At 37.6% G+C, this 18,112-nt stretch carries 26 protein-coding genes; all 26 read left to right on the top strand.

Annotated features, from left to right (window positions below; genetic code table 11):
* Positions 1-2: 2 nt before the first annotated feature.
* The 26 genes from AC1PU0_RS12800 (at position 3) to AC1PU0_RS12675 (ending at position 18,110) form a co-directional block, all read left to right on the top strand.
* Entirely contained in the window at positions 3-320 is a 318-nt protein-coding gene (locus AC1PU0_RS12800; protein WP_479998460.1) for a DUF5406 family protein, read from the top strand.
* Between the two features lie 130 nt (positions 321-450).
* On the top strand, positions 451-903 hold the full coding sequence (locus AC1PU0_RS12795; RefSeq protein WP_479998459.1) for an adenine-specific DNA methylase: 453 nt from the start codon (positions 451-453) through the stop codon (positions 901-903).
* A gap of 214 nt (positions 904-1,117) precedes the next feature.
* Entirely contained in the window at positions 1,118-1,807 is a 690-nt protein-coding gene (locus AC1PU0_RS12790; protein WP_479998458.1) for a DNA-methyltransferase, read from the top strand.
* A 198-nt stretch (positions 1,808-2,005) separates the two neighbouring features.
* Positions 2,006-2,239: a hypothetical protein gene (locus AC1PU0_RS12785; protein WP_479998457.1), complete on the top strand. Its 234-nt coding sequence runs from the start codon at positions 2,006-2,008 to the stop codon at positions 2,237-2,239.
* Positions 2,240-2,262: 23 nt separating this feature from the next.
* Positions 2,263-3,843, top strand: a complete 1,581-nt coding sequence (locus AC1PU0_RS12780; RefSeq protein ID WP_479998456.1) for a DEAD/DEAH box helicase — start codon at positions 2,263-2,265, stop codon at positions 3,841-3,843.
* Positions 3,844-3,849: 6 nt separating this feature from the next.
* Entirely contained in the window at positions 3,850-6,081 is a 2,232-nt protein-coding gene (locus AC1PU0_RS12775; RefSeq protein ID WP_479998455.1) for an AAA family ATPase, read from the top strand.
* A gap of 239 nt (positions 6,082-6,320) precedes the next feature.
* Entirely contained in the window at positions 6,321-6,611 is a 291-nt protein-coding gene (locus tag AC1PU0_RS12770) for a hypothetical protein (protein ID WP_479998454.1), read from the top strand.
* A 159-nt stretch (positions 6,612-6,770) separates the two neighbouring features.
* Positions 6,771-7,166, top strand: a complete 396-nt coding sequence (locus AC1PU0_RS12765; RefSeq protein WP_479998453.1) for a RusA family crossover junction endodeoxyribonuclease — start codon at positions 6,771-6,773, stop codon at positions 7,164-7,166.
* Positions 7,163-7,384 carry a hypothetical protein gene (locus tag AC1PU0_RS12760; RefSeq protein WP_479998452.1) on the top strand — a complete coding sequence of 74 codons (222 nt, stop codon included), beginning with the start codon at positions 7,163-7,165 and terminating at the stop codon, positions 7,382-7,384. The genes AC1PU0_RS12765 and AC1PU0_RS12760 overlap by 4 nt, the downstream gene beginning before the upstream one ends.
* Before the next feature lie 4 nt (positions 7,385-7,388).
* Entirely contained in the window at positions 7,389-7,880 is a 492-nt protein-coding gene (locus AC1PU0_RS12755; RefSeq protein WP_086329251.1) for a hypothetical protein, read from the top strand.
* A gap of 443 nt (positions 7,881-8,323) precedes the next feature.
* On the top strand, positions 8,324-8,779 hold the full coding sequence (locus AC1PU0_RS12750; protein WP_479998451.1) for a terminase small subunit: 456 nt from the start codon (positions 8,324-8,326) through the stop codon (positions 8,777-8,779).
* Positions 8,766-10,079 (top strand): PBSX family phage terminase large subunit, encoded by a 1,314-nt coding sequence (locus AC1PU0_RS12745; RefSeq protein WP_479998813.1) that lies wholly within the window; start codon positions 8,766-8,768, stop codon positions 10,077-10,079. The genes AC1PU0_RS12750 and AC1PU0_RS12745 overlap by 14 nt, the downstream gene beginning before the upstream one ends.
* Before the next feature lie 4 nt (positions 10,080-10,083).
* Positions 10,084-11,685 (top strand): phage portal protein, encoded by a 1,602-nt coding sequence (locus AC1PU0_RS12740; RefSeq protein WP_479998450.1) that lies wholly within the window; start codon positions 10,084-10,086, stop codon positions 11,683-11,685.
* Complete coding sequence (locus AC1PU0_RS12735; RefSeq protein WP_206838037.1) at positions 11,663-12,598, top strand: minor capsid protein; 936 nt, start codon at positions 11,663-11,665, stop codon at positions 12,596-12,598. Before AC1PU0_RS12740 ends, AC1PU0_RS12735 begins: the two co-directional genes overlap by 23 nt.
* The gene (locus tag AC1PU0_RS12730) at positions 12,595-12,822 is read left to right on the top strand and encodes a hypothetical protein (protein ID WP_111248370.1); all 228 of its coding nucleotides are present in this window, start codon (positions 12,595-12,597) and stop codon (positions 12,820-12,822) included. The genes AC1PU0_RS12735 and AC1PU0_RS12730 overlap by 4 nt, the downstream gene beginning before the upstream one ends.
* Before the next feature lie 53 nt (positions 12,823-12,875).
* A complete protein-coding gene (locus AC1PU0_RS12725) occupies positions 12,876-13,148 on the top strand; it encodes a DUF2829 domain-containing protein (protein ID WP_111248369.1) in 273 nt (90 codons plus the stop codon).
* A 99-nt stretch (positions 13,149-13,247) separates the two neighbouring features.
* On the top strand, positions 13,248-13,874 hold the full coding sequence (locus tag AC1PU0_RS12720; RefSeq protein WP_111248380.1) for a DUF4355 domain-containing protein: 627 nt from the start codon (positions 13,248-13,250) through the stop codon (positions 13,872-13,874).
* An 11-nt stretch (positions 13,875-13,885) separates the two neighbouring features.
* A complete protein-coding gene (locus AC1PU0_RS12715) occupies positions 13,886-14,278 on the top strand; it encodes a hypothetical protein (protein ID WP_111248368.1) in 393 nt (130 codons plus the stop codon).
* A 14-nt stretch (positions 14,279-14,292) separates the two neighbouring features.
* Positions 14,293-15,429 carry a major capsid protein gene (locus tag AC1PU0_RS12710; RefSeq protein WP_111248367.1) on the top strand — a complete coding sequence of 379 codons (1,137 nt, stop codon included), beginning with the start codon at positions 14,293-14,295 and terminating at the stop codon, positions 15,427-15,429.
* Between the two features lie 38 nt (positions 15,430-15,467).
* A complete protein-coding gene (locus AC1PU0_RS12705; RefSeq protein WP_479998449.1) occupies positions 15,468-15,818 on the top strand; it encodes a phage head-tail connector protein in 351 nt (116 codons plus the stop codon).
* Positions 15,815-16,117, top strand: coding sequence for a hypothetical protein (locus tag AC1PU0_RS12700; RefSeq protein ID WP_479998448.1), 303 nt, complete (start codon positions 15,815-15,817; stop codon positions 16,115-16,117). The genes AC1PU0_RS12705 and AC1PU0_RS12700 overlap by 4 nt, the downstream gene beginning before the upstream one ends.
* A complete protein-coding gene (locus AC1PU0_RS12695) occupies positions 16,117-16,455 on the top strand; it encodes an HK97-gp10 family putative phage morphogenesis protein (protein WP_111248364.1) in 339 nt (112 codons plus the stop codon). The genes AC1PU0_RS12700 and AC1PU0_RS12695 overlap by 1 nt, the downstream gene beginning before the upstream one ends.
* On the top strand, positions 16,452-16,811 hold the full coding sequence (locus AC1PU0_RS12690) for a hypothetical protein (protein ID WP_111248363.1): 360 nt from the start codon (positions 16,452-16,454) through the stop codon (positions 16,809-16,811). Before AC1PU0_RS12695 ends, AC1PU0_RS12690 begins: the two co-directional genes overlap by 4 nt.
* Before the next feature lie 11 nt (positions 16,812-16,822).
* Positions 16,823-17,377 (top strand): phage major tail protein, TP901-1 family, encoded by a 555-nt coding sequence (locus AC1PU0_RS12685; RefSeq protein WP_111248362.1) that lies wholly within the window; start codon positions 16,823-16,825, stop codon positions 17,375-17,377.
* A 53-nt stretch (positions 17,378-17,430) separates the two neighbouring features.
* Positions 17,431-17,784, top strand: coding sequence for a tail assembly chaperone (locus AC1PU0_RS12680; RefSeq protein WP_181429524.1), 354 nt, complete (start codon positions 17,431-17,433; stop codon positions 17,782-17,784).
* Positions 17,754-18,110, top strand: a complete 357-nt coding sequence (locus tag AC1PU0_RS12675) for a hypothetical protein (protein WP_111248360.1) — start codon at positions 17,754-17,756, stop codon at positions 18,108-18,110. Before AC1PU0_RS12680 ends, AC1PU0_RS12675 begins: the two co-directional genes overlap by 31 nt.
* Positions 18,111-18,112: the final 2 nt, after the last annotated feature.

Here is an 18,112-nt window from a genome sequence, read left to right as displayed (position 1 = left end):
GGATGGAAAACTATGATCAAAATATTAGCCGTGGAGTACACACTATAAAAGTGAATTTCCAGTCATTTGAATTTAAAGGTTTTGTGACCTATGAAGTTGGGGGTAATTGCAAAGGAGCAGCACTATTACAAGTTGATCCTGACGACTTTTATGATAAAACATTTAAAGAGAACCCAATTAAACTAAAAGACTTAGGTGATGATTGGTATTCAATGGAATTAACTAATGAAGACGGAGATACCTGTTTAATCGAGGATGAATGGGACTCAATTGGTGAAAATGTAATTGGAATTGAATTAATTGACTTTGTAGAAGAATAAACCAAGAAAGGAGTGGAGGTTTGTCGGCCGACACTAAAAAGCTTTTTACTCCTTTGTGATTATTATGGAATTTAAAAGAATATGGGCTATGCCTAATAAAAATACTTTTACAATCAAGCCGATTAACGAATTGCTAAAAAAATACGTTAGCGAAGGATTGGTCATAGTTGATCCATTTGCTAATGAGTCGAAATGGGGAACCATTACAAATGATTTAAATCCTGAATTTGATACTACTTATCACATGGACGCATTGGACTTTTTAAAGCAAATAGACTCTGATTCAGCAGATGTCGTACTATATGATCCTCCGTATTCGTTAAGACAGGTTTCGGAATCATACAAAGGATTTGGAATAGCCGTTACTCAAGAGACAACACAAGCTTCTTGGAGGGCGAGACATTTAGATGAGATAGCAAGGATTTTAAAGACAAACGGAAAAGCGATTTGTTTTGGATGGAATTCTAACGGTGTTGGTAAAAAAAGAAATATGGAATTGGTCGAGTTACTTGTAGTACCTCATGGCGGCAGTAAGTACGATACTTTAGTAACTGTCGAGGTCAAGAAAGCAGGTGACCACTAATGTATGCAATATACAAAGGTGATAACTTAATCACCACAGGCACAAAACAAGAATGCGCTGAGGCACTAAACGTTAAACAATCAACGATTGAGTTTTGGGCAACGCCTAGCAATGTAAAGCGTGACAAAGGCAAGAGGACGGTTGCCGTTAGATTGGATGGTGATAGCTGATGCTTGAACTAAACAAAATATACAACATGGACTGCCTTGTAGGTATGCAGCAGATACCAGATAAAAGTATTGATATGATTTTGTGTGATTTGCCGTACGGGACTACTCAATGCAGATGGGATATTGTAATTCCGTTTGATGAGTTGTGGAAACAATATAATCGTATCATCAAAGATAATGGGGCGATTGTGTTATTTGGGTCAGAGCCGTTTAGTAGTCACTTAAGACTAAGTAACATAAAAAATTACAAATATGATTGGGTATGGGACAAAGTAAAAGGTACTGGATTTTTAAACGCCAAACGCCAACCGATGCGGAATCATGAGTTTGTACATGTCTTTTATAAAAAACAATGTACTTATAACCCACAAAAGACAACTGGTCACAAGTTAAAACAATCGTACAGGTCGAAAAATTTGCAAACGGACGTGTATGGCGAGATGCAAAAGGATTACACGTACAGCTCTACCGAGAGATACCCAAGAAGCATACAAGTATTTTCTACGGATACACAGAACTCATCGTTACATCCAACCCAAAAGCCAGTCGCTTGGTGTGAGTATCTTATTAAGACATACACTAATGAGGGCGAGGTAGTATTTGACGGATGTAGCGGATCAGGTACTACTGCAGTAGCTGCTATCAATACCAATCGTAAATTTATATGCATGGAAAAAGAAAAAGAATACTTTGACAAGTCAGTCGAGAGGATTATGAAAGCAGGTGATAGCTGATGTGTGAGTACAAGGAAATCGATAGAGTAGACTGTACGAGTGATTCGCTAATAAAGGTTATAGGATTATATCAAGCTTTAGGATACCAAGTAGAGGTTAAGATTATAAACAAGCCTTTGTCTACGTTTATAAAAGGTGTTAAAAATTATACGGTGCATGTGTTTAAATGTGTGGCAGAAAGCTAGAGGAGGTAGACTGATGTGTGGACCATATCCAGATAGATACCCAACAGTAATGAGTAATCTACTATATACAGGTATGACAGCAGCACAAGCGAGCGATAGAGTAGCGCAGATGTTAAGTAGCGGAACAGTTGACCTATCAGCTTGGCAAGAGTTATCTAAACAACCTGATCAGGACTTAAAAACAACAGGAGACAAACGCAACGGCACCATGAGCAGGCAGCAGGCGTTTGGCGGGATATTTAAATAATACAGGAGGAGGTCAATTAAAAAGTGAAACTTAGGCCCTATCAAGATGAATCAAAAGCAGCCGTTCAAAATGAATGGAGCGAAGGAAAGAAAAAAACGTTATTAGTATTACCTACTGGATGCGGTAAAACAATTGTATTCAGTAAGATAATTGAGGATCGTGTGCGCTTAGGTGAACGTGGGCTTGTCTTAGCACATCGTGGCGAACTTCTTGATCAAGCATCCGATAAGCTGGAAAAGGCAACAGGACTAAAGACGGCAACTGAAAAAGCAGATCAAACGAGCTTAGGTAGTTTCTTCCGTGTGGTTGTCGGATCTGTTCAAACCATGTATCAGGAAAAGCGCTTGAACAGATTCCCACCTGATTACTTTGATTTTATCGTAGTTGATGAAGCACACCATTGCATATCTGATGGTTACCAGCGTGTATTGAAACATTTTGAATCAGCCAATGTTCTAGGAGTAACTGCCACGCCAGATCGTGGAGATATGCGAAATTTGGGTAGTTACTTTGAAAGTTTGGCTTATGAATATACATTACCTAAAGCAATTAAAGAGGGATACTTAGCACCAATCAAGGCAGTAACTGTTCCGCTTAAATTAGATTTATCAGGAGTTGGCCAACAAGCAGGGGATTTCAAAACGAAGGATTTAGGCACTGCGCTTGATCCGTACCTGGAAAGTATCGCAGATGAAATGCTGGAATATTGCAAAGATCGTAAAACAGTTATTTTCCTACCATTAGTAAAAACTAGTCAAAAATTTACAGAAATTTTGAATCGAAAAGGATTTAAAGCGGCAGAAGTAAACGGAGAAAGTAAAGATCGTGCCGAGGTGTTAGAAGACTTTGAAAACGATAAGTACAATGTCTTATGCAATTCTATGTTGCTTACCGAAGGTTGGGACTGTCCAAGTGTGGACTGTGTGATTGTTCTAAGACCTACAAAAGTGCGCAGCCTATATAGTCAAATGGTTGGACGTGGTACTAGATTATTCCCTGGCAAGGAAGAACTATTATTATTAGATTTCCTTTGGCACACTGAGCGCCATGAGTTGTGTCATCCAGCTCATTTGATTGCTGAAAATGAGGAAGTAGCCAAAAAGATGACCGAAAACATTGAAGAAGCGGGTTGCCCTATCGATTTAGAAGAAGCGGAAGCAAAAGCCGCAGATGATGTTATAGCTCAACGCGAGGAAGCTCTAGCCAAACAACTTGCCGAAATGAAAAAACGGAAACGCAAGCTAGTTGATCCATTACAGTTTGAAATGAGTATTCAAGCTGAAGATCTTTCTAGTTATGTACCTTCATTCGGTTGGGAAATGGGACCACCAACAGACAAACAAGTTTCAGCATTAGAAAAAATGGGAATCATGCCTGATGAAATTGATAACGCTGGTAAAGCAACTAAGCTATTAGAGCGACTTGATAAACGTCGTCAAGAAGGATTAGCCACACCAAAACAGATTCGTTTCTTAGAGCAACGGGGCTTTCAACATGTCGGTAAATGGCAGTTTGATGGTGCTAGAAAATTAATAGATCGTATCGCTGGTAACGGGTGGAGAATTCCAGCGGGAATAAATCCTAGTGAGTATAAAGGGGAATAGATTTTTATGAGTTTTAATTTATTAGAAGTTTTAGATCACATTGATCCGTCTATTCTATCATATGAAGAATGGTATCAATGTGGAATGGCTTTAAAACATGAAGGTTTTACTCCAGAAGATTGGGATGCATGGAGCCAACGAGACAGCGGTCGCTATCATTCGGGGGAGTGTTTCAAAAAGTGGGATACTTTCAAAGGAAATGGCGCACCAGTTACAGGAGCCACGATCACACAATTAGCAAAAGAGAATGGCTGGCAAAGCTCATACTCTGATGATGATTCATTTCTTGACTGGAACGATAGCTTCATCGCTACTGATGTGGACAAAGGCTATAAACTAGTAAAAACTGATTGGGTTATGGGAAAAGAAATTCAAGAACCCAAGCATTGGAATCCATCACAAGAGATTATCGACTACTTAGAGGCTGTCTTTTCTCCTGGAGACATTATCAGCTATGTAAATGATGGCTATCTTCACAAAAACGGTGATATAGAAAAATGGCTTCCTAAGTCTGGAGTATATACAAAAACGGCTGGTGACCTCATTGAAGGATTAAGAAAGTACAACGGGGATATCGGTGCAGTAATGGGCGATCCTAATCCAGCTTGTGGTGCTTGGGTTCGATTCAACCCACTTGATGGTGAAGGAATCAAGAATACTAATGTAGTTGATTTTAGATATGCTTTGGTAGAATCAGATAGCATGAAAATAGAACAGCAGCATGAAATTCTTAGGGAATTGGAGCTGCCAATTGTGGCATTAACTTACTCAGGCGGAAAAAGTCTTCATGCAATTGTCAAAGTTGATGCCGTTAATTACCCACAGTATCAAGAACGTGTCGATTACTTATATAAGATAGTAGAAAAAAACGGTTTAAGAGTGGATAAACAAAATAAGAATCCTTCTAGACTAACGAGATTACCAGGATTTATCAGAGGTGACAAAAAGCAATTCCTCATTGCAAAAAATATCGGTAAAGGATCATGGGAAGAATGGCAAGAGTATATTGAAGACATGAACGACAATCTGCCAGATCCTGAAAGTCTAGCTGATATCTTTGATACTGAAATTGAGCTAGCGCCCGAATTAATCAAAGGTGTTCTGCGCCAAGGGCATAAAATGTTAATTGCTGGTCCCAGTAAGGCAGGTAAGTCGTTTCTGTTGATGCAGTTGGTTATCGCTATTGCGGAAGGTACAAACTGGATGGGATTTCCATGTACACAAGGAAAAGTCTTATATGTGAATCTGGAGCTTGACGCTAATTCAGCCAAGAATCGTATTGTTGAAATTTATAAACGATTAGGCAATAGACATGAAAATGTAGCTAATATTGATATTTGGAATTTACGCGGTAAAACAAGCCCGATGGACAAGTTAGCGCCTAAGTTGATCAGACGTGCTCAGAAAGCTGGTTACATTGCAGTTGTGATTGATCCCATCTATAAAGTGTTGACTGGTGACGAAAACAGCGCTCATGAAATGGCCAACTTTACGAATCAGTTTGACAAGATTGCAACAGAGCTTGGTTGTGCGGTTATTTATTGCCATCACCACAGCAAAGGATCACAAGGCGGTAAAAATTCAATGGATCGTTCCAGTGGTTCTGGAGTATTCGCCAGAGATCCAGATGCAATCCTCGATTTAATTGAGTTGCCAGTCACTGAAGATAGATACATGGTCTTAGAAAATCAGGCAATCTGTGACACCTATTCTAAGGGAATCAAATTCTATAATCCTTTATATAATGAAATAGGTCTTGATGATCTACTCAGCAAGAAACAAATGAGCCATCACTTAATGACTGCCATTCAAGCACAGCCAACACTGGCGATCATAGAACAGGAACGTCAAAAAGCGGTTGAAGCAGCTAGACAATGCAGTGCTTGGCGATTAGATGGTACGTTACGTGAGTTCCCTAGATTCAAGACGGTAAATGCTTGGTTCAAGTTCCCTATTCATATTCTGGATGATTCGTTACAGGATGTACAAATTGAGGAAAACGCAAATGATAAGTGGAAAAAAGGCGTACAAAAATCAAACGAAAGTCGTTCAGAAAAAAGTAACAGAGAACTTGAGGAAGCATTTAATATTCTCAGTCCTGATGGTGAAGCGATTGGAGTTAATGAAGTAGCTGATTATTTAGACATAAAAAGAAATAGTGTTTATACCAGAGTAAAAAAACACGGAAAATTTGAAATCAACGGTGGTGAAATGACAAAGATCGAAAATGATAAGTAAAAACTGTCGGTGTCTAGGCTAGTCTCATCTAAATAGCTTATTAACGTTGTCGGCTAAAGAGAAGCGACAAAGACAGACAACCTCACAAACCTTGTCACATCAGTGTCCGCCATCCTTGTCTACTCTCTTGTAAGAGAGAAGAGTAGACAAAAGGATAAGACGAGACAATTTTTTGAGACGACAGAAAAAATAAAAAGGGCTTACACCAGAATTAAATAACAAGAAACGAGGTAAAAGAAATGAAAGCTTACGAAGTGAAAAAGATGATGAGTGATTATTCAGCTAATGCGACTCTAAAAGAAATTTTCGAAGACTTTGGGAGACCGTTCAAATGTCCTCAATGTCAAGGTACTGGATTCTATCAGAAAAAAGTAATAGTTCCATATCCGAGCGGGTTACCTGATTCGGGTTGGGTACCAGACACGATCAGGTACGAAAGAACAGAATGTGAATTGTGTGACGGTCATGGTTGGTCTGACAAGGAATATAAACCAAAAATGGTTCAGAATGGATGGGAGGAACAAAAATGAAAACGATAATTAGAACATCCACAACAATTGTATTGGGTTTCTGTGTTTCAGCAATATTTAACGGAGCCTTTACAAGAGCGCGCTTGTATCAGGAATGACAGCGTTGCTCTCGGTAAATCTTTTGTTGTTTTTCAGTGAAGAGAAAAGTGGTGATAAATAATGATTGAATTTTTTCTACACATGATACCGCCAGAAACAACTCATCAACAAAAAAAAGTGCATGTGGTAAAAAATAAGCCAGTGTTTTATGAGCCGGATGATCTAAAGGTTGCACGAATAAAATTAATGGCTCATCTATCTAAACATGTTCCAGAAAAACGAATTGATGGGCCAGTAAGAATGATGATCAAATGGTGCTTTCCATTAGTAGGTGATCATACGAATGGTGAATACAAATATACTAAGCCTGATCTGGATAACAGTAATAAGTTGATTCAAGATTGCCTAACGAAATTGAATTTCTGGAAAGATGATTCCTATGTAGTCAGTTTAATTGCTGAAAAATTCTGGTCAGAAGTACCAGGAATCTATATCAGAATTGAGGAGATAGAATGAATTGGGCTGACGTTTTTACAGATATTCAAAAATGGATGGATGCATCAAATATTATTAGATTACAACATCCGATTACTACCGATGAATACTGGGATTGGTTAGTTCAAACACTTGGTTACTTAGGTAATAAATATGATAACCATCCAGTAGTGTTGGGATTTCTAACAGTATTGATTGGTGTGCAAGAAGAAAGTTACAAACAATTAGCCGGGAGGTAAAATGATGGAAGAACAGATTCAAATAGTGGAGCTTAGTGAAAAAACTATGGATCAAATAGCTAAAAAACTTCACAAATTAAATTTAGCAGAAAAAAAGAAAATCAGAGATAATGCATATCACAATACTAAAATGCTACTGACTAATTACCATGTTTTGAAAGCGCATTGTGATGTCGTCAATGAACAATTGATTGAAGAGGTAGGTAGTATTTGGAGTGATGATAGATTTGAATTGAGTAGTCTTTTAGAACATAAAGCTAAAACTGCAAAATTGATGATTCATGTAGATCGCTCACTTGAAAAATTTAAAGAACTTGATCCTGCTGGTTACGATATATTAAAAATGAAATATCTGAATAAACTAAGAGTTAGTGATATGGAAATAGCCGTAGAGTATGGCGTTGATAGAAGTGTAATTAGCAAAAGATTTGATAAACATATTAAAAAATTATCAATAATTTTATTTGGTATGGAAGTGATTGTATCTGAAATGTAATGCACATTTCATGCCCCCGTGGTGCACATTTTCCATGTTATTATGATAGCGTGAAATAAGTAGGTCATCCGCAAACGAAAGAACACTCCAATTTTCTGATGCATGAATCTTCCTTTTAACGTACTAGCGGATGATCACTTATTTACGGCACTCACAGGCTAACAACTAAAAAATTAAAAATAAGGATGGTGAATACTCTCCCTCATAGAGTTTATTTCATTCTTGCTTGTGGGTGTTTTACATATTCCGGGTGCATATAGTCATCGCTTATGCGGTGGCTTTTTATATTGCAAGAAAAGGGGAATGTTATGTTTAGTTGGATTCTAAAGTTTTTGGATAGACAGTGGATTTCTAGAACTATGGCAGGTTTTGGTAAGGTTAAAAGTAAGTAACCGTCATTCTTGGCAGTTGTTTTAGTTTAGTTAGAAAGGTGGTGATGGAAAATGAGTGGATTAAATCTAAGACAACAGGCTTTTGCTGATGAGTACATCATCACAGGGAATGCCTATCAATCAGCTTTGAAAGCTGGATACAAAGAAAACTACGCGAAGAATGCTCAAGAGAAATTGGTGGAAAAAGGTGGAAAGGTATCTGAGTACATCAAATACAAATTAAAAGAGATTCAAATTGAGCGCCATCTAACGATGGAAGAAGCACTAGCAATCACAGCTTCAATCGCAAAGGGCGAACCTCAGTCGTTCGTCGTTAGGCAAAGAGATCCTGAAACTAAAGAAATAATTTCTGAGGAAATAAGCGAGTATTCAGCAGGATTTAAGGAACGGAACCAGGCACTAGAACACTTTTATAAAATCAATGCAGCATTCGTTGATAAGCAGCAAGTAGAAATTTCAGAAGCCCCGACCTTTGTTGATGATATCAGTGGTGATGATGATGGTTAAAAAACTATCTGATCTGCTGCCTAAACGATTTCATTCAGTTTGGAGAGCGACCCTCAACTCAGATATCCTAAATGTAATCTGCAAAGGTGGTCGTGGGTCAGGTAAGTCATCCGACATCGCTCATATTATTACCCAGTTATTAATGCGCTATGGTGTAAATGCGGTAGGTATTCGTTATGTAGACAATACGCTCGAACAATCGCTCTACGAACAAATGAAGTGGGCAATTGAGCAACAGGGAGTGACACATCTATTCAAATTTAATAAGTCGCCGTTAAGAATCACTTACATCCCTCGTGGCAATTATATGATTTTTAGAGGTGCGCAGAATCCTGAACGGATTAAATCATTGAAGGACGCTAGGTTCCCGTTTGCTATTGGTTGGATTGAGGAATTAGCTGAATTCAAAAATGAAGATGAAGTAACGACTATCACTAACTCTCTACTACGTGGAGAATTAGAGGATGGTCTTTTTTATAAGTTCTTTTACAGTTATAATCCGCCAAAAAGAAAACAATCGTGGGTGAATAAGAAGTATGAGACAAGCTTTCAGCCTGACAATACATTCGTTCATCATTCTACGTATAGAGATAACCCTTATATATCTAAAGAGTTTCTCAGCGAAGTAGATGCGACTAGAGAACGAAATCCTAGACGTGCTGAATGGGAATATGACGGCAAGGCAATTGGTTCAGGAGTGGTACCGTTTGACAATTTACAAGTAGAAGCAGGATCAATCACAGATGAGATGGCCGCTAACTTTGATAATATCCGAAACGCTGTCGATTTTGGGTATGCAACGGACCCGCTGGCTTTTGTCCGTTGGCATTATGACAAGAAAAAGAATGGCATCTATGCGATTGATGAGATATACGGCGTTAAAATCAGTAACCGAGAGTTTGCTAAGAAATTAAATGATAAAGGTTACCAGTCAGACAGGATGTTTGCCGATTCAGCTGAGCCTAAATCTATCGCGGAGCTAGCAAATGAACACGGTATTAAAAAGATAACTGGCGTAAAAAAAGGACCCGACTCAGTGGAATACGGTGAAGAATGGTTGGATGATTTAGATTTCATCTGTATCGATCCATTACGGACGCCGAATATTGCACGAGAGTTTGAAAACATCGATTATCAGACAGACAAAGACGGCAATCCTAAACCTCGACTTGAGGATAAGGACAATCACACTATCGATGCTACACGTTATGCGTTTAGTGAGGATATGAAAAAACAACCAGAACCGATAAACGTTAAGAAAACAATAGATACATTCAAGAAATTAGGATTAGGTAGGTGATAAAATGGAAAAGAAGCTTTTAAACGGTTCAAGGTTTGATGAAGAAGCAAACAAAGTCTATCGGTTACCAGTAAATAAATTGCCAAAAAGAATGATGGCAACGACGGATGGATATGTAGAAGAAGTGATTGACTTTGAAAATGAAGATATGCTCGATATGATCGTTAAGTTCATCCGTCACCACAAAGAAAAGCAAGTTCCAAGGTTACAGGAGTTAAAGCGGTATTCGTTAGCACAAAATAATATTAAATTTACTGAGGATAAAAGTGCAGATCGAGCAGACAATAAGATTGCTAACGATTGGGCAAGTTTTATTGTTAATTTTAAAAAAGGCGTGTTACTAGGAAATCCTTTAAAATACAGCGGCGAGAAAACAATCGCTAACAAAATTAATGAGTTTGCTAGTCAGTCGAATGAAGATTATCACAATCAATTGATGATGGATGACTTACTTGTATTAGGTCGAGCTTATGAGTACGTCGGTCGTGATGAATACGGAAAAGAAACCCTGATTAAGTTTAATCCAGAAGGAACGTTTATCATCTATGATACAACTAAAAATGCAAATTCTATCTGCGGAGTTAATCATTACGACGTAGAGTATAAAGACGAAACGACAAGCTACATCGATATTTATGCTAACGATGGATTTCTTTATCAGTTTGAAACTAAAGACCAAGATTACGACAATCTAACTCTTTATGATCACGATCAAACCTATTTTAATACCGTTCAAATTAACGAATGGGTAAATAATGAGGAACGATTGGGAGACTTTGAAAAAGTTTTGGATAATATTGATGCTTATGATTTGTCTCAATCATCTATGGCCAACTTTCAACAGGATTCATCAGAGGCTTATTTGGTAATAAAAGGCAATCCAGAAACGGCAGCAGATGAAGAGGGAGAAAATACTAAGCTAGAAGTCCTTAATGCGATGATAAAGGCAAGAGTATTAGTTTTGGGAGATAAAAAGCATTATGGCGAGGGACAAACAGGGAGTGAACCAGATGCTTACTATCTAAAAAAAGAATACGATACAGCTGGAACAGAAGCGTATAATGACAGATTAGTATCTGACATGTTGCGCTTTACATCGTTAATTGACTTCACAGACGAAAATATGGGTGGCAATCAATCTGGTATTGGGTTTAGGTTTAAAGGCTGGGGAAATGATAACGATCGCAAGAACAAAGAACGCATGATTAAAAAAGCTATTATGCGGCGGCTAAGATTGCTGACTCATTCCTGGTCACTAAAAGACAATTTGAATAAACCGCAAGACTTTGCTGACAAAGTAAAGTCTATTTTTATGTCTGCAGATAAGAAACAAGAGTCACTGTATGACAAAGTAAATGAGATTGAAATCCTATTTACTCCTAATGTTCCACAATCTGATGAGGAGATCATGAAAGTTATTGCTGGCATGGTCGGGATTGTATCAGATGAAACATTGTGTGAAATGGCTGCTAAATTGACTGGAGTTCCAGCAGAAACAGAAATTAAACGAATCAAGAAAGAAACTGATGATAGTGTTAATCGGGTCTATGATGGAGAACCTGAAAAAGAGGTTGATGTGAACGATGACGAAGAACAACCAGATTAATTATTGGAAAGATCGAGAAGAAAAAAATATTAATGCTCGTAAAAAAACTGATAAACAAATTGCGAAAGAGATTGAAAACCTATATGCTGATACACTTACAGAAATACAAAAGGAAATTGATGGTTTTTTAGGAAGGTATGCGAGCAAAGAAGGCATATCAATGCAAGATGCTAGAAAAAGAGTTTCTGAAATGGATGTCAAAGCATTTGAAACAAAGGCTAAGAAGTATGTCAAGGAAAAAGACTTCTCGCCTCAAGCGAATCGAGAATTGAAAATTTATAACCTTAAAATGAAACTGAATCGCTTAGAGCTCTTGCGCTCTAACTTATTACTGGAATTAACAGCCTCTAGTGATACGTTGCAGAAAATATTTGAAGAATACCTATCATCGGAAGCAAGAAGCGAATTTGACAGACAATCAGGGATTCTGGGAAATGTCACTGGAGACTACAAAAGCAAAATTGATTCCATAGTCAATGGGTCATACAAAAACGCATACTTTAGTGATCGTATTTGGGGAATTATCCAAGTTGATTTGAGAACGACCTTAGAAAAACTTTTGTTAAAAGCAATTGTACAAGGTTCAAACCCTCGTGAAATAGCTAGGCAATTGAGGAAACCTTTTGATGTTGCTAAAAATCAAGCAGAGCGTTTGGCTCGAACTGAATTAGCAAGAGTCCAATCCGAAGTGCAGAAACAATCCTATACGTCTAACAAGATAGATAAGTTCGTTTTTATTAGGGAAGCAACAGCTTGTCCAATTTGTAAAGCTGTATCAACAGAACCGATATCTATTGATAAGTTTGAAGTTGGAGTGAACGTGGCACCAATACATCCTAATTGCCGATGTAGCACAGCGCCGTATTTTAATCGGGATGAATTCGAGAAGTATTTGGAGGGTAAAGGATTATGATGAACCTTTCAGCTGCAAGACAAGAAAAAGAACGAGGTGTGTCAGTAGAAGCTATCGTTGAAGATTTACAAACAGTTGAACTTGAGCAGATAGCTGTTGTAGGAATTAATAAAAACGATGAACTGGTGATTGGTTACTCTCTAGACAATAGATTAGAACAAATAGGTATTCTCGACGCACTAAAATCTAAGTTAATTGATGGAATACATTATGAACAAGATTAAGTCTGCCTGATCAGTAGGTTTTTTATTGTAAGAAAAGAAAGAAGGAAATTTAAATGAAATTCGAACAGATTTTGCCATTCTTAAAAGAAGGAAAAAAAGTATTCCGCACAGGTTGGAACGGAAGAGGAATGTTTATAGTTCGCCAAAAAGGGTATCCAGAAGGTATCTCTTGTAACAGGCAGACTGCTGAAGCTTGGGATTTATCAGAAGGTGATTTATTTAAAGTCAATCCGTATTTACAAATCAAAAATGCCGATGGAACTCATGCGATGTGGGTGCCAAGTATTGGAGATATATTTGCAGAAGATTGGGAAATCAAATCTTAGTAATTTAACTTTTGTTATGTCCAAGCATTGATGACATTAAAAGCTATGGAAGTGCAAGCATTTATCCACGTTAAAAGATATGGGAAAGGAACGATTATCATGAAAAGAAAGAAATTAGGAATGAACTTGCAGTTTTTTGCGGAAGATACAGGATCTAACGGTGGTGGTGATAATCCGGATAACACCAATAACGGCGAAATTGTTGAAAAAGCAAAAGATGAGCAAGAGACGAACGAATCTGATAAAAAATATTCGGATGAGGACGTCAACAAAATCATTGATGCTAAATTTGCTAAATGGAAGGCAGAACAGCAAAAAGAACAGGATGAGGCAAAGAAATTAGCTGAAATGGACGACAAAGAAAAAACGGATTACGAGAAACAGAAATTGCAAGAAGAAGTCGATAATCTAAGAAGAGAGAAGACACTAGCAGAAATGGCAAAAACAGCTACTTCTATGCTTGCTGACAAAGGTGTTCAAGCTAGCGAGGGTATTCTTTCGTTTGTTGTCAAAGAAAGCGCAGAAGCCACATCAGAGAGCGTAAAAGCGTTTGTTGAATTAATCGATGCAGAACGAGAAGTCATTAAAGCGGACTTTGAAAAACGTTTAGGGTCTAAATTGCCGATGGATGGGACGAGTAATATGTCTGATGTTGGAGGATATGGGAAAAAGTTAGCTCAAAAAACAAATAATGACACAACAAAGCAAACTTATTTTAAAAATTAGGAGGCAGAATGATGGAAAAAAGAATATTTGGAACAAAAAGACAGATTTTGGCAGATGTAAACAATACAAAAAGTTTATCTGTCGTAGTGGGCTCTAAAGATGTTACAGAATTGAACGCCGTAGGGAAAAAATATATCCCTGCGGGTACTCCAGTAGGAGGTGGTGATCCTTTTGGTGATGAGCAAGCAGTAGTTACAGTTACTAATACAGCAGAAAGTGCAGCGAATGCAAAAGGAGTATTGTTGCACGATGTAGTTTTCGATAATGATTCTTCTACAGCAAATGGTACTTTACTTTACTTCGGAACTGTAAATGAATATCGCTTAGAAGACGGGTTAACAGTAGTAGAAGAAGCAAAAGCGGCGTTAAATGGAAAAGTATACTTTGTTAAACGTAATAAATAAGGGGGAATTATAAAATGAAAGTAAAAATCCATGAAGAGACACTAATGAAAATGAATTTACAAATGTTTGCTACTTTTAATATTTTTGATCTTGTGCAAGCGCCGAATGTAGCAACATATTGGGCTGAAAAAGTTAATGCAGCTCAACCGTATTTAGGAGAAGAACTTTTCCCAGCGGATAAACAACTAGGTATGAAGCTAGCTTGGTTGAAAGGTAAAACAGGTTCGCCAGTAGCATTGAGACCATCAGCGTTTGATGCGGACGTTATTCCGCGAGGTCGTGAAGGATTCCAAGAATTAATCGAAAAAATGATTTTCTTCAAAGAATCGTATTATATCGATGAAGAGTTACGTCAAGAATTAAATATGGTGAATCAAACAAATAATGCTGCTTATCGTGATGTATTATTAAACCGAGTATTCGATGATATAGCTGACTTGTTACGAGGTGCAGCTGTACGTCGAGAAATTATGCGTATGCAGATGTTGACAACTGGGTCTATCAAAATTGATGAGAATGGGCAATCATATGACATTGATTATGAAATTCCAGATGAACACAAAGGGAATGCCGCGGTAGCTTGGTCTGATTCTGAAAAATCTGATCCAGTAGAAGATATCGAGAAAGCTATCGCAGTAATGCAAGAAGATGGAGTTAGCCCTGCAAGAGCGATTATGAATAGCAAAACTTTCCGCAGTTTACGCCAGAATGCTTCTATCAAGGCTACTATCTTAGGTAACAATGCCAACGCTCAAGCAGCTAAACTATCCAAACAATCTCTATTAGATTATATCTCAGAAGAACTGAACCTTGAAATTGTTATTTACGATAAAGTTTACACTACAGAATCAGGAACGCATAAGTTTGTACCTGATGAAACATTTGTGCTATTACCTGCTCAAACTTTAGGGAAAACTTGGTTTGGTACAACGCCTGAAGAATCTGACTTAATGGCTGGAACTAGCTCGACAGTATCAATTGTAGATACAGGAGTTGCGATTACAACGATGAAGAAATCAGATCCTGTTAATGTAGAAACTAAAGTGTCTATGATTTCTTTACCATCATTCGAGCAAGCTTCATCAGTTTTCATTTTGAATACTAATATCGCTGGAAATGACATAAAAAAGAACGCTAGAACAAAAGGTTAGTCAATGACTAGCCTTTTTATTTTTGAAAGGAGGCAGTCATGAGTGATCAAGATATTTTAGAAGAAGTCAAACGAACCCTTGAAATTGTAGATACTGATTTAGATAGTCAGCTGACGGATTTTATAAAGCGAACAAATCAGCAATTGAATGTCCGTTTAGGCTTCTTAGAAGCTGTTCCTGACGTTTTATCTTATATCGTAGTTGAATGTACTATTAAACGATTCAACCGCAAAGGGAATGAAGGAATGAACTCCTACGGCCAAGAAGGAGAAACAATTAACTACGGAAAACTTTTGGATGAATTTCAAGACGATATCGATGCTTGGAAATCAAAAGAAGAAGCCAAAAAAAATGTCTCTCCCAGAAAGGGAGTGGCACGATTTATATGAGATATGATGAAAAAGTTGAGTTCCGCATAGAGAAAAAAGAGTATGATTTGAAGCAAGGTAAAGAAATTACAAGAGTTACTGAGTTTAAAGAGAGACGAGCCAATGTTACTGATGCATCACAAGAGGTTATGCAGGTTGCTTTTGGGGATTGGAGAAAAGGTACTAAGGTCATTCGACTACTAAGTCAAATACCTTTTAATCCTACACATGTGATCTATCAGAACAGAAAGTATAAAGTAGCCATGAAGAGACAACCGAGTCGCAAATCTGCTTTTGTTGTGGAAGAGGTGAGTAGCTAGTGGGCAAATCAAAGACTATCATCGGAGCCGCAGAGTTCAAAAAAGCTCTTAAAAGAAATGCAACGTTAGATGATTTGAAAAATGTTGTGAGAATGAATGGTACTGAATTGACTCGTGAAGCCGAGGTGAACGCTCCAGTCGATACTTCAACGCTTGAAAGGTCGATAACTCAAACCATCAAGGACAATGGTCTAACTAGCGTTACCGAGCCGCATACTGAATACGATGGATACGTTGAGTGGGGAACTCGTTACATGAAAGCTCAACCATACATTGGACCAGCTTTTAAACAGCAAATTAAGAAATACAAAAGCGATATGCAGAGGTTAGTCAAATGAATGATCAATATATTTTTGATAAGGCATATACACTAATTCAACAACTTGGGATTGACATATACACATACAAACAGATGAATGATGTAGACTATCCGTTTATAGAGATGAGTAATACTGACACTGACCGTTTAATCACGAAGAGTGGGAGTATTCAAACGATTAGTTTATCTATAGATATTTGGGGGCTAGCCTCTGAAAGAAAAAATATAACGACAATAAAATCTATGATTATTGATATATTGATTCGTAATTTTCAAGTTAAAGAATCAGAAATAGAAGATCGAATACTAACAGATACAAGCACAACTGATACCCTGTTGCATGGGGTTTTAGTTGTGCCTATTTATTTAAATTAGGGGGAATTTCAATGGCAACAGCAATTAAAGGTATTAATGTATTTTTACTATTTAGAAAATTAGTAGAAGCTGAAACGGTCGAAGCGAAACGTTTAGCTTTTCAAACGGAACATAGTCGTACCATCGAAGGTGATTCCAGTAATACAATCACCAAAGACGGTAATGTGAACGTCCCAGGAGTTGCGACAGTCGAAATGGATGTTACTTCGGTTTTGGCGGAAGGAGACACCTTGCAAGACGAATTAGAGAAGGCTGTAATCGATGGAAGTCTATACGAAATTTGGGAAATCACTAAAACGGAGACGACTGACGAGGACCTGACGAAAGCGGCCGAAACAAAAAAATATCCAGCGACATATTACCAAGGATACATTACTTCGACTGAATCGACATTCGGTGCTGAAGATTTAACAGAATTATCTATTGGATTAGCAATCAATGGTACTGGAGCAAAAGGAATGGCTACCGTTACTGATGAACAATCACAAGTTATTCAATACTCATTCCGTGATACAGGTAAATATGTTCCTGAAACTGGCGGGGAAGCTAAAACGGAAAAAAAATAAATTAAGGAATGGGGCAGAAATTATCTGCTCCATTTTATTTAGGAGGAATACACATGGAATTAAAAATCAATGGACAAGACACTGAGATTGTTTTCGGGTTAGCGTTTAATCGTGAGATAGACATGATTTACAGAATTGAGGGACAAGGTTTAACTTTTGGGGCTGGACTAGATACGTTATTACCTCAATTGTATTCTGAAAGTGCTACAGCACTTCAAGAAGTAATTTATCACGGAACAGCACACATCAAAAAAGGACGTCCTAGTGGCCATCAGGTCGATAAATTCATCGAAGAATCAGAGAATATGGATGAACTATTCAAGCAAGTTTTAACAGAGCTAGGAGAATCTAATGTAGCAAAAAAGAAACTAGCGATGTGGAAGAAACAACTTCAAATAAACGATTAACACATGACGAAATTGTTTTAAATATTATCAGATACTTAAACATTCTTGATTTCGACAGAATCAACAGAATGACTGTATGGGAATATTCAATCCTCATGGAAGGCAAGAAACTACAGAAAATGGACGAAATGGAAAATCTCCATCTATTAGCCTATAAGATTCAAGTGGCTAAAAACACTAAAAAGCAAGGGGATAAATTAGTTCCAGCTTATCCTACATTTTACGACTTTTATGATAAGAAGCTAATAGAAACTGGCGTATCTAGTAAATCTTTAGATGTTGATGAATCTGAAATAGAAATGTACAAGCTCCTATCTAAAATGTGAGG

The sequence above is a fragment of the Enterococcus sp. XAF26B05_ASV22 genome (assembly GCF_056727285.1).
The sequence above is the reverse complement of the archived record's forward strand: the minus strand, read 5'-3'. Positions and strand labels throughout refer to the sequence as shown.

Excerpts from the sequence above, each read along its gene's own strand:
- AC1PU0_RS12800 (WP_479998460.1), top strand. The coding sequence starts at position 3 with ATGGAAAACTATGATCAAAATATTAGCCGTGGAGTACACACTATAAAA.
- AC1PU0_RS12790 (WP_479998458.1), top strand. The coding sequence starts at position 1,118 with ATGCAGCAGATACCAGATAAAAGTATTGATATGATTTTGTGTGATTTG.
- AC1PU0_RS12785 (WP_479998457.1), top strand. The coding sequence starts at position 2,006 with ATGTGTGGACCATATCCAGATAGATACCCAACAGTAATGAGTAATCTA.
- AC1PU0_RS12775 (WP_479998455.1), top strand. The coding sequence starts at position 3,850 with ATGAGTTTTAATTTATTAGAAGTTTTAGATCACATTGATCCGTCTATT.
- AC1PU0_RS12770 (WP_479998454.1), top strand. The coding sequence starts at position 6,321 with ATGAAAGCTTACGAAGTGAAAAAGATGATGAGTGATTATTCAGCTAAT.
- AC1PU0_RS12765 (WP_479998453.1), top strand. The coding sequence starts at position 6,771 with ATGATTGAATTTTTTCTACACATGATACCGCCAGAAACAACTCATCAA.
- AC1PU0_RS12760 (WP_479998452.1), top strand. The coding sequence starts at position 7,163 with ATGAATTGGGCTGACGTTTTTACAGATATTCAAAAATGGATGGATGCA.
- AC1PU0_RS12755 (WP_086329251.1), top strand. The coding sequence starts at position 7,389 with ATGGAAGAACAGATTCAAATAGTGGAGCTTAGTGAAAAAACTATGGAT.
- AC1PU0_RS12750 (WP_479998451.1), top strand. The coding sequence starts at position 8,324 with ATGAGTGGATTAAATCTAAGACAACAGGCTTTTGCTGATGAGTACATC.
- AC1PU0_RS12745 (WP_479998813.1), top strand. The coding sequence starts at position 8,766 with ATGATGATGGTTAAAAAACTATCTGATCTGCTGCCTAAACGATTTCAT.
- AC1PU0_RS12740 (WP_479998450.1), top strand. The coding sequence starts at position 10,084 with ATGGAAAAGAAGCTTTTAAACGGTTCAAGGTTTGATGAAGAAGCAAAC.
- AC1PU0_RS12735 (WP_206838037.1), top strand. The coding sequence starts at position 11,663 with ATGACGAAGAACAACCAGATTAATTATTGGAAAGATCGAGAAGAAAAA.
- AC1PU0_RS12730 (WP_111248370.1), top strand. The coding sequence starts at position 12,595 with ATGATGAACCTTTCAGCTGCAAGACAAGAAAAAGAACGAGGTGTGTCA.
- AC1PU0_RS12725 (WP_111248369.1), top strand. The coding sequence starts at position 12,876 with ATGAAATTCGAACAGATTTTGCCATTCTTAAAAGAAGGAAAAAAAGTA.
- AC1PU0_RS12720 (WP_111248380.1), top strand. The coding sequence starts at position 13,248 with ATGAAAAGAAAGAAATTAGGAATGAACTTGCAGTTTTTTGCGGAAGAT.
- AC1PU0_RS12715 (WP_111248368.1), top strand. The coding sequence starts at position 13,886 with ATGGAAAAAAGAATATTTGGAACAAAAAGACAGATTTTGGCAGATGTA.
- AC1PU0_RS12710 (WP_111248367.1), top strand. The coding sequence starts at position 14,293 with ATGAAAGTAAAAATCCATGAAGAGACACTAATGAAAATGAATTTACAA.
- AC1PU0_RS12705 (WP_479998449.1), top strand. The coding sequence starts at position 15,468 with ATGAGTGATCAAGATATTTTAGAAGAAGTCAAACGAACCCTTGAAATT.
- AC1PU0_RS12700 (WP_479998448.1), top strand. The coding sequence starts at position 15,815 with ATGAGATATGATGAAAAAGTTGAGTTCCGCATAGAGAAAAAAGAGTAT.
- AC1PU0_RS12690 (WP_111248363.1), top strand. The coding sequence starts at position 16,452 with ATGAATGATCAATATATTTTTGATAAGGCATATACACTAATTCAACAA.
- AC1PU0_RS12685 (WP_111248362.1), top strand. The coding sequence starts at position 16,823 with ATGGCAACAGCAATTAAAGGTATTAATGTATTTTTACTATTTAGAAAA.
- AC1PU0_RS12680 (WP_181429524.1), top strand. The coding sequence starts at position 17,431 with ATGGAATTAAAAATCAATGGACAAGACACTGAGATTGTTTTCGGGTTA.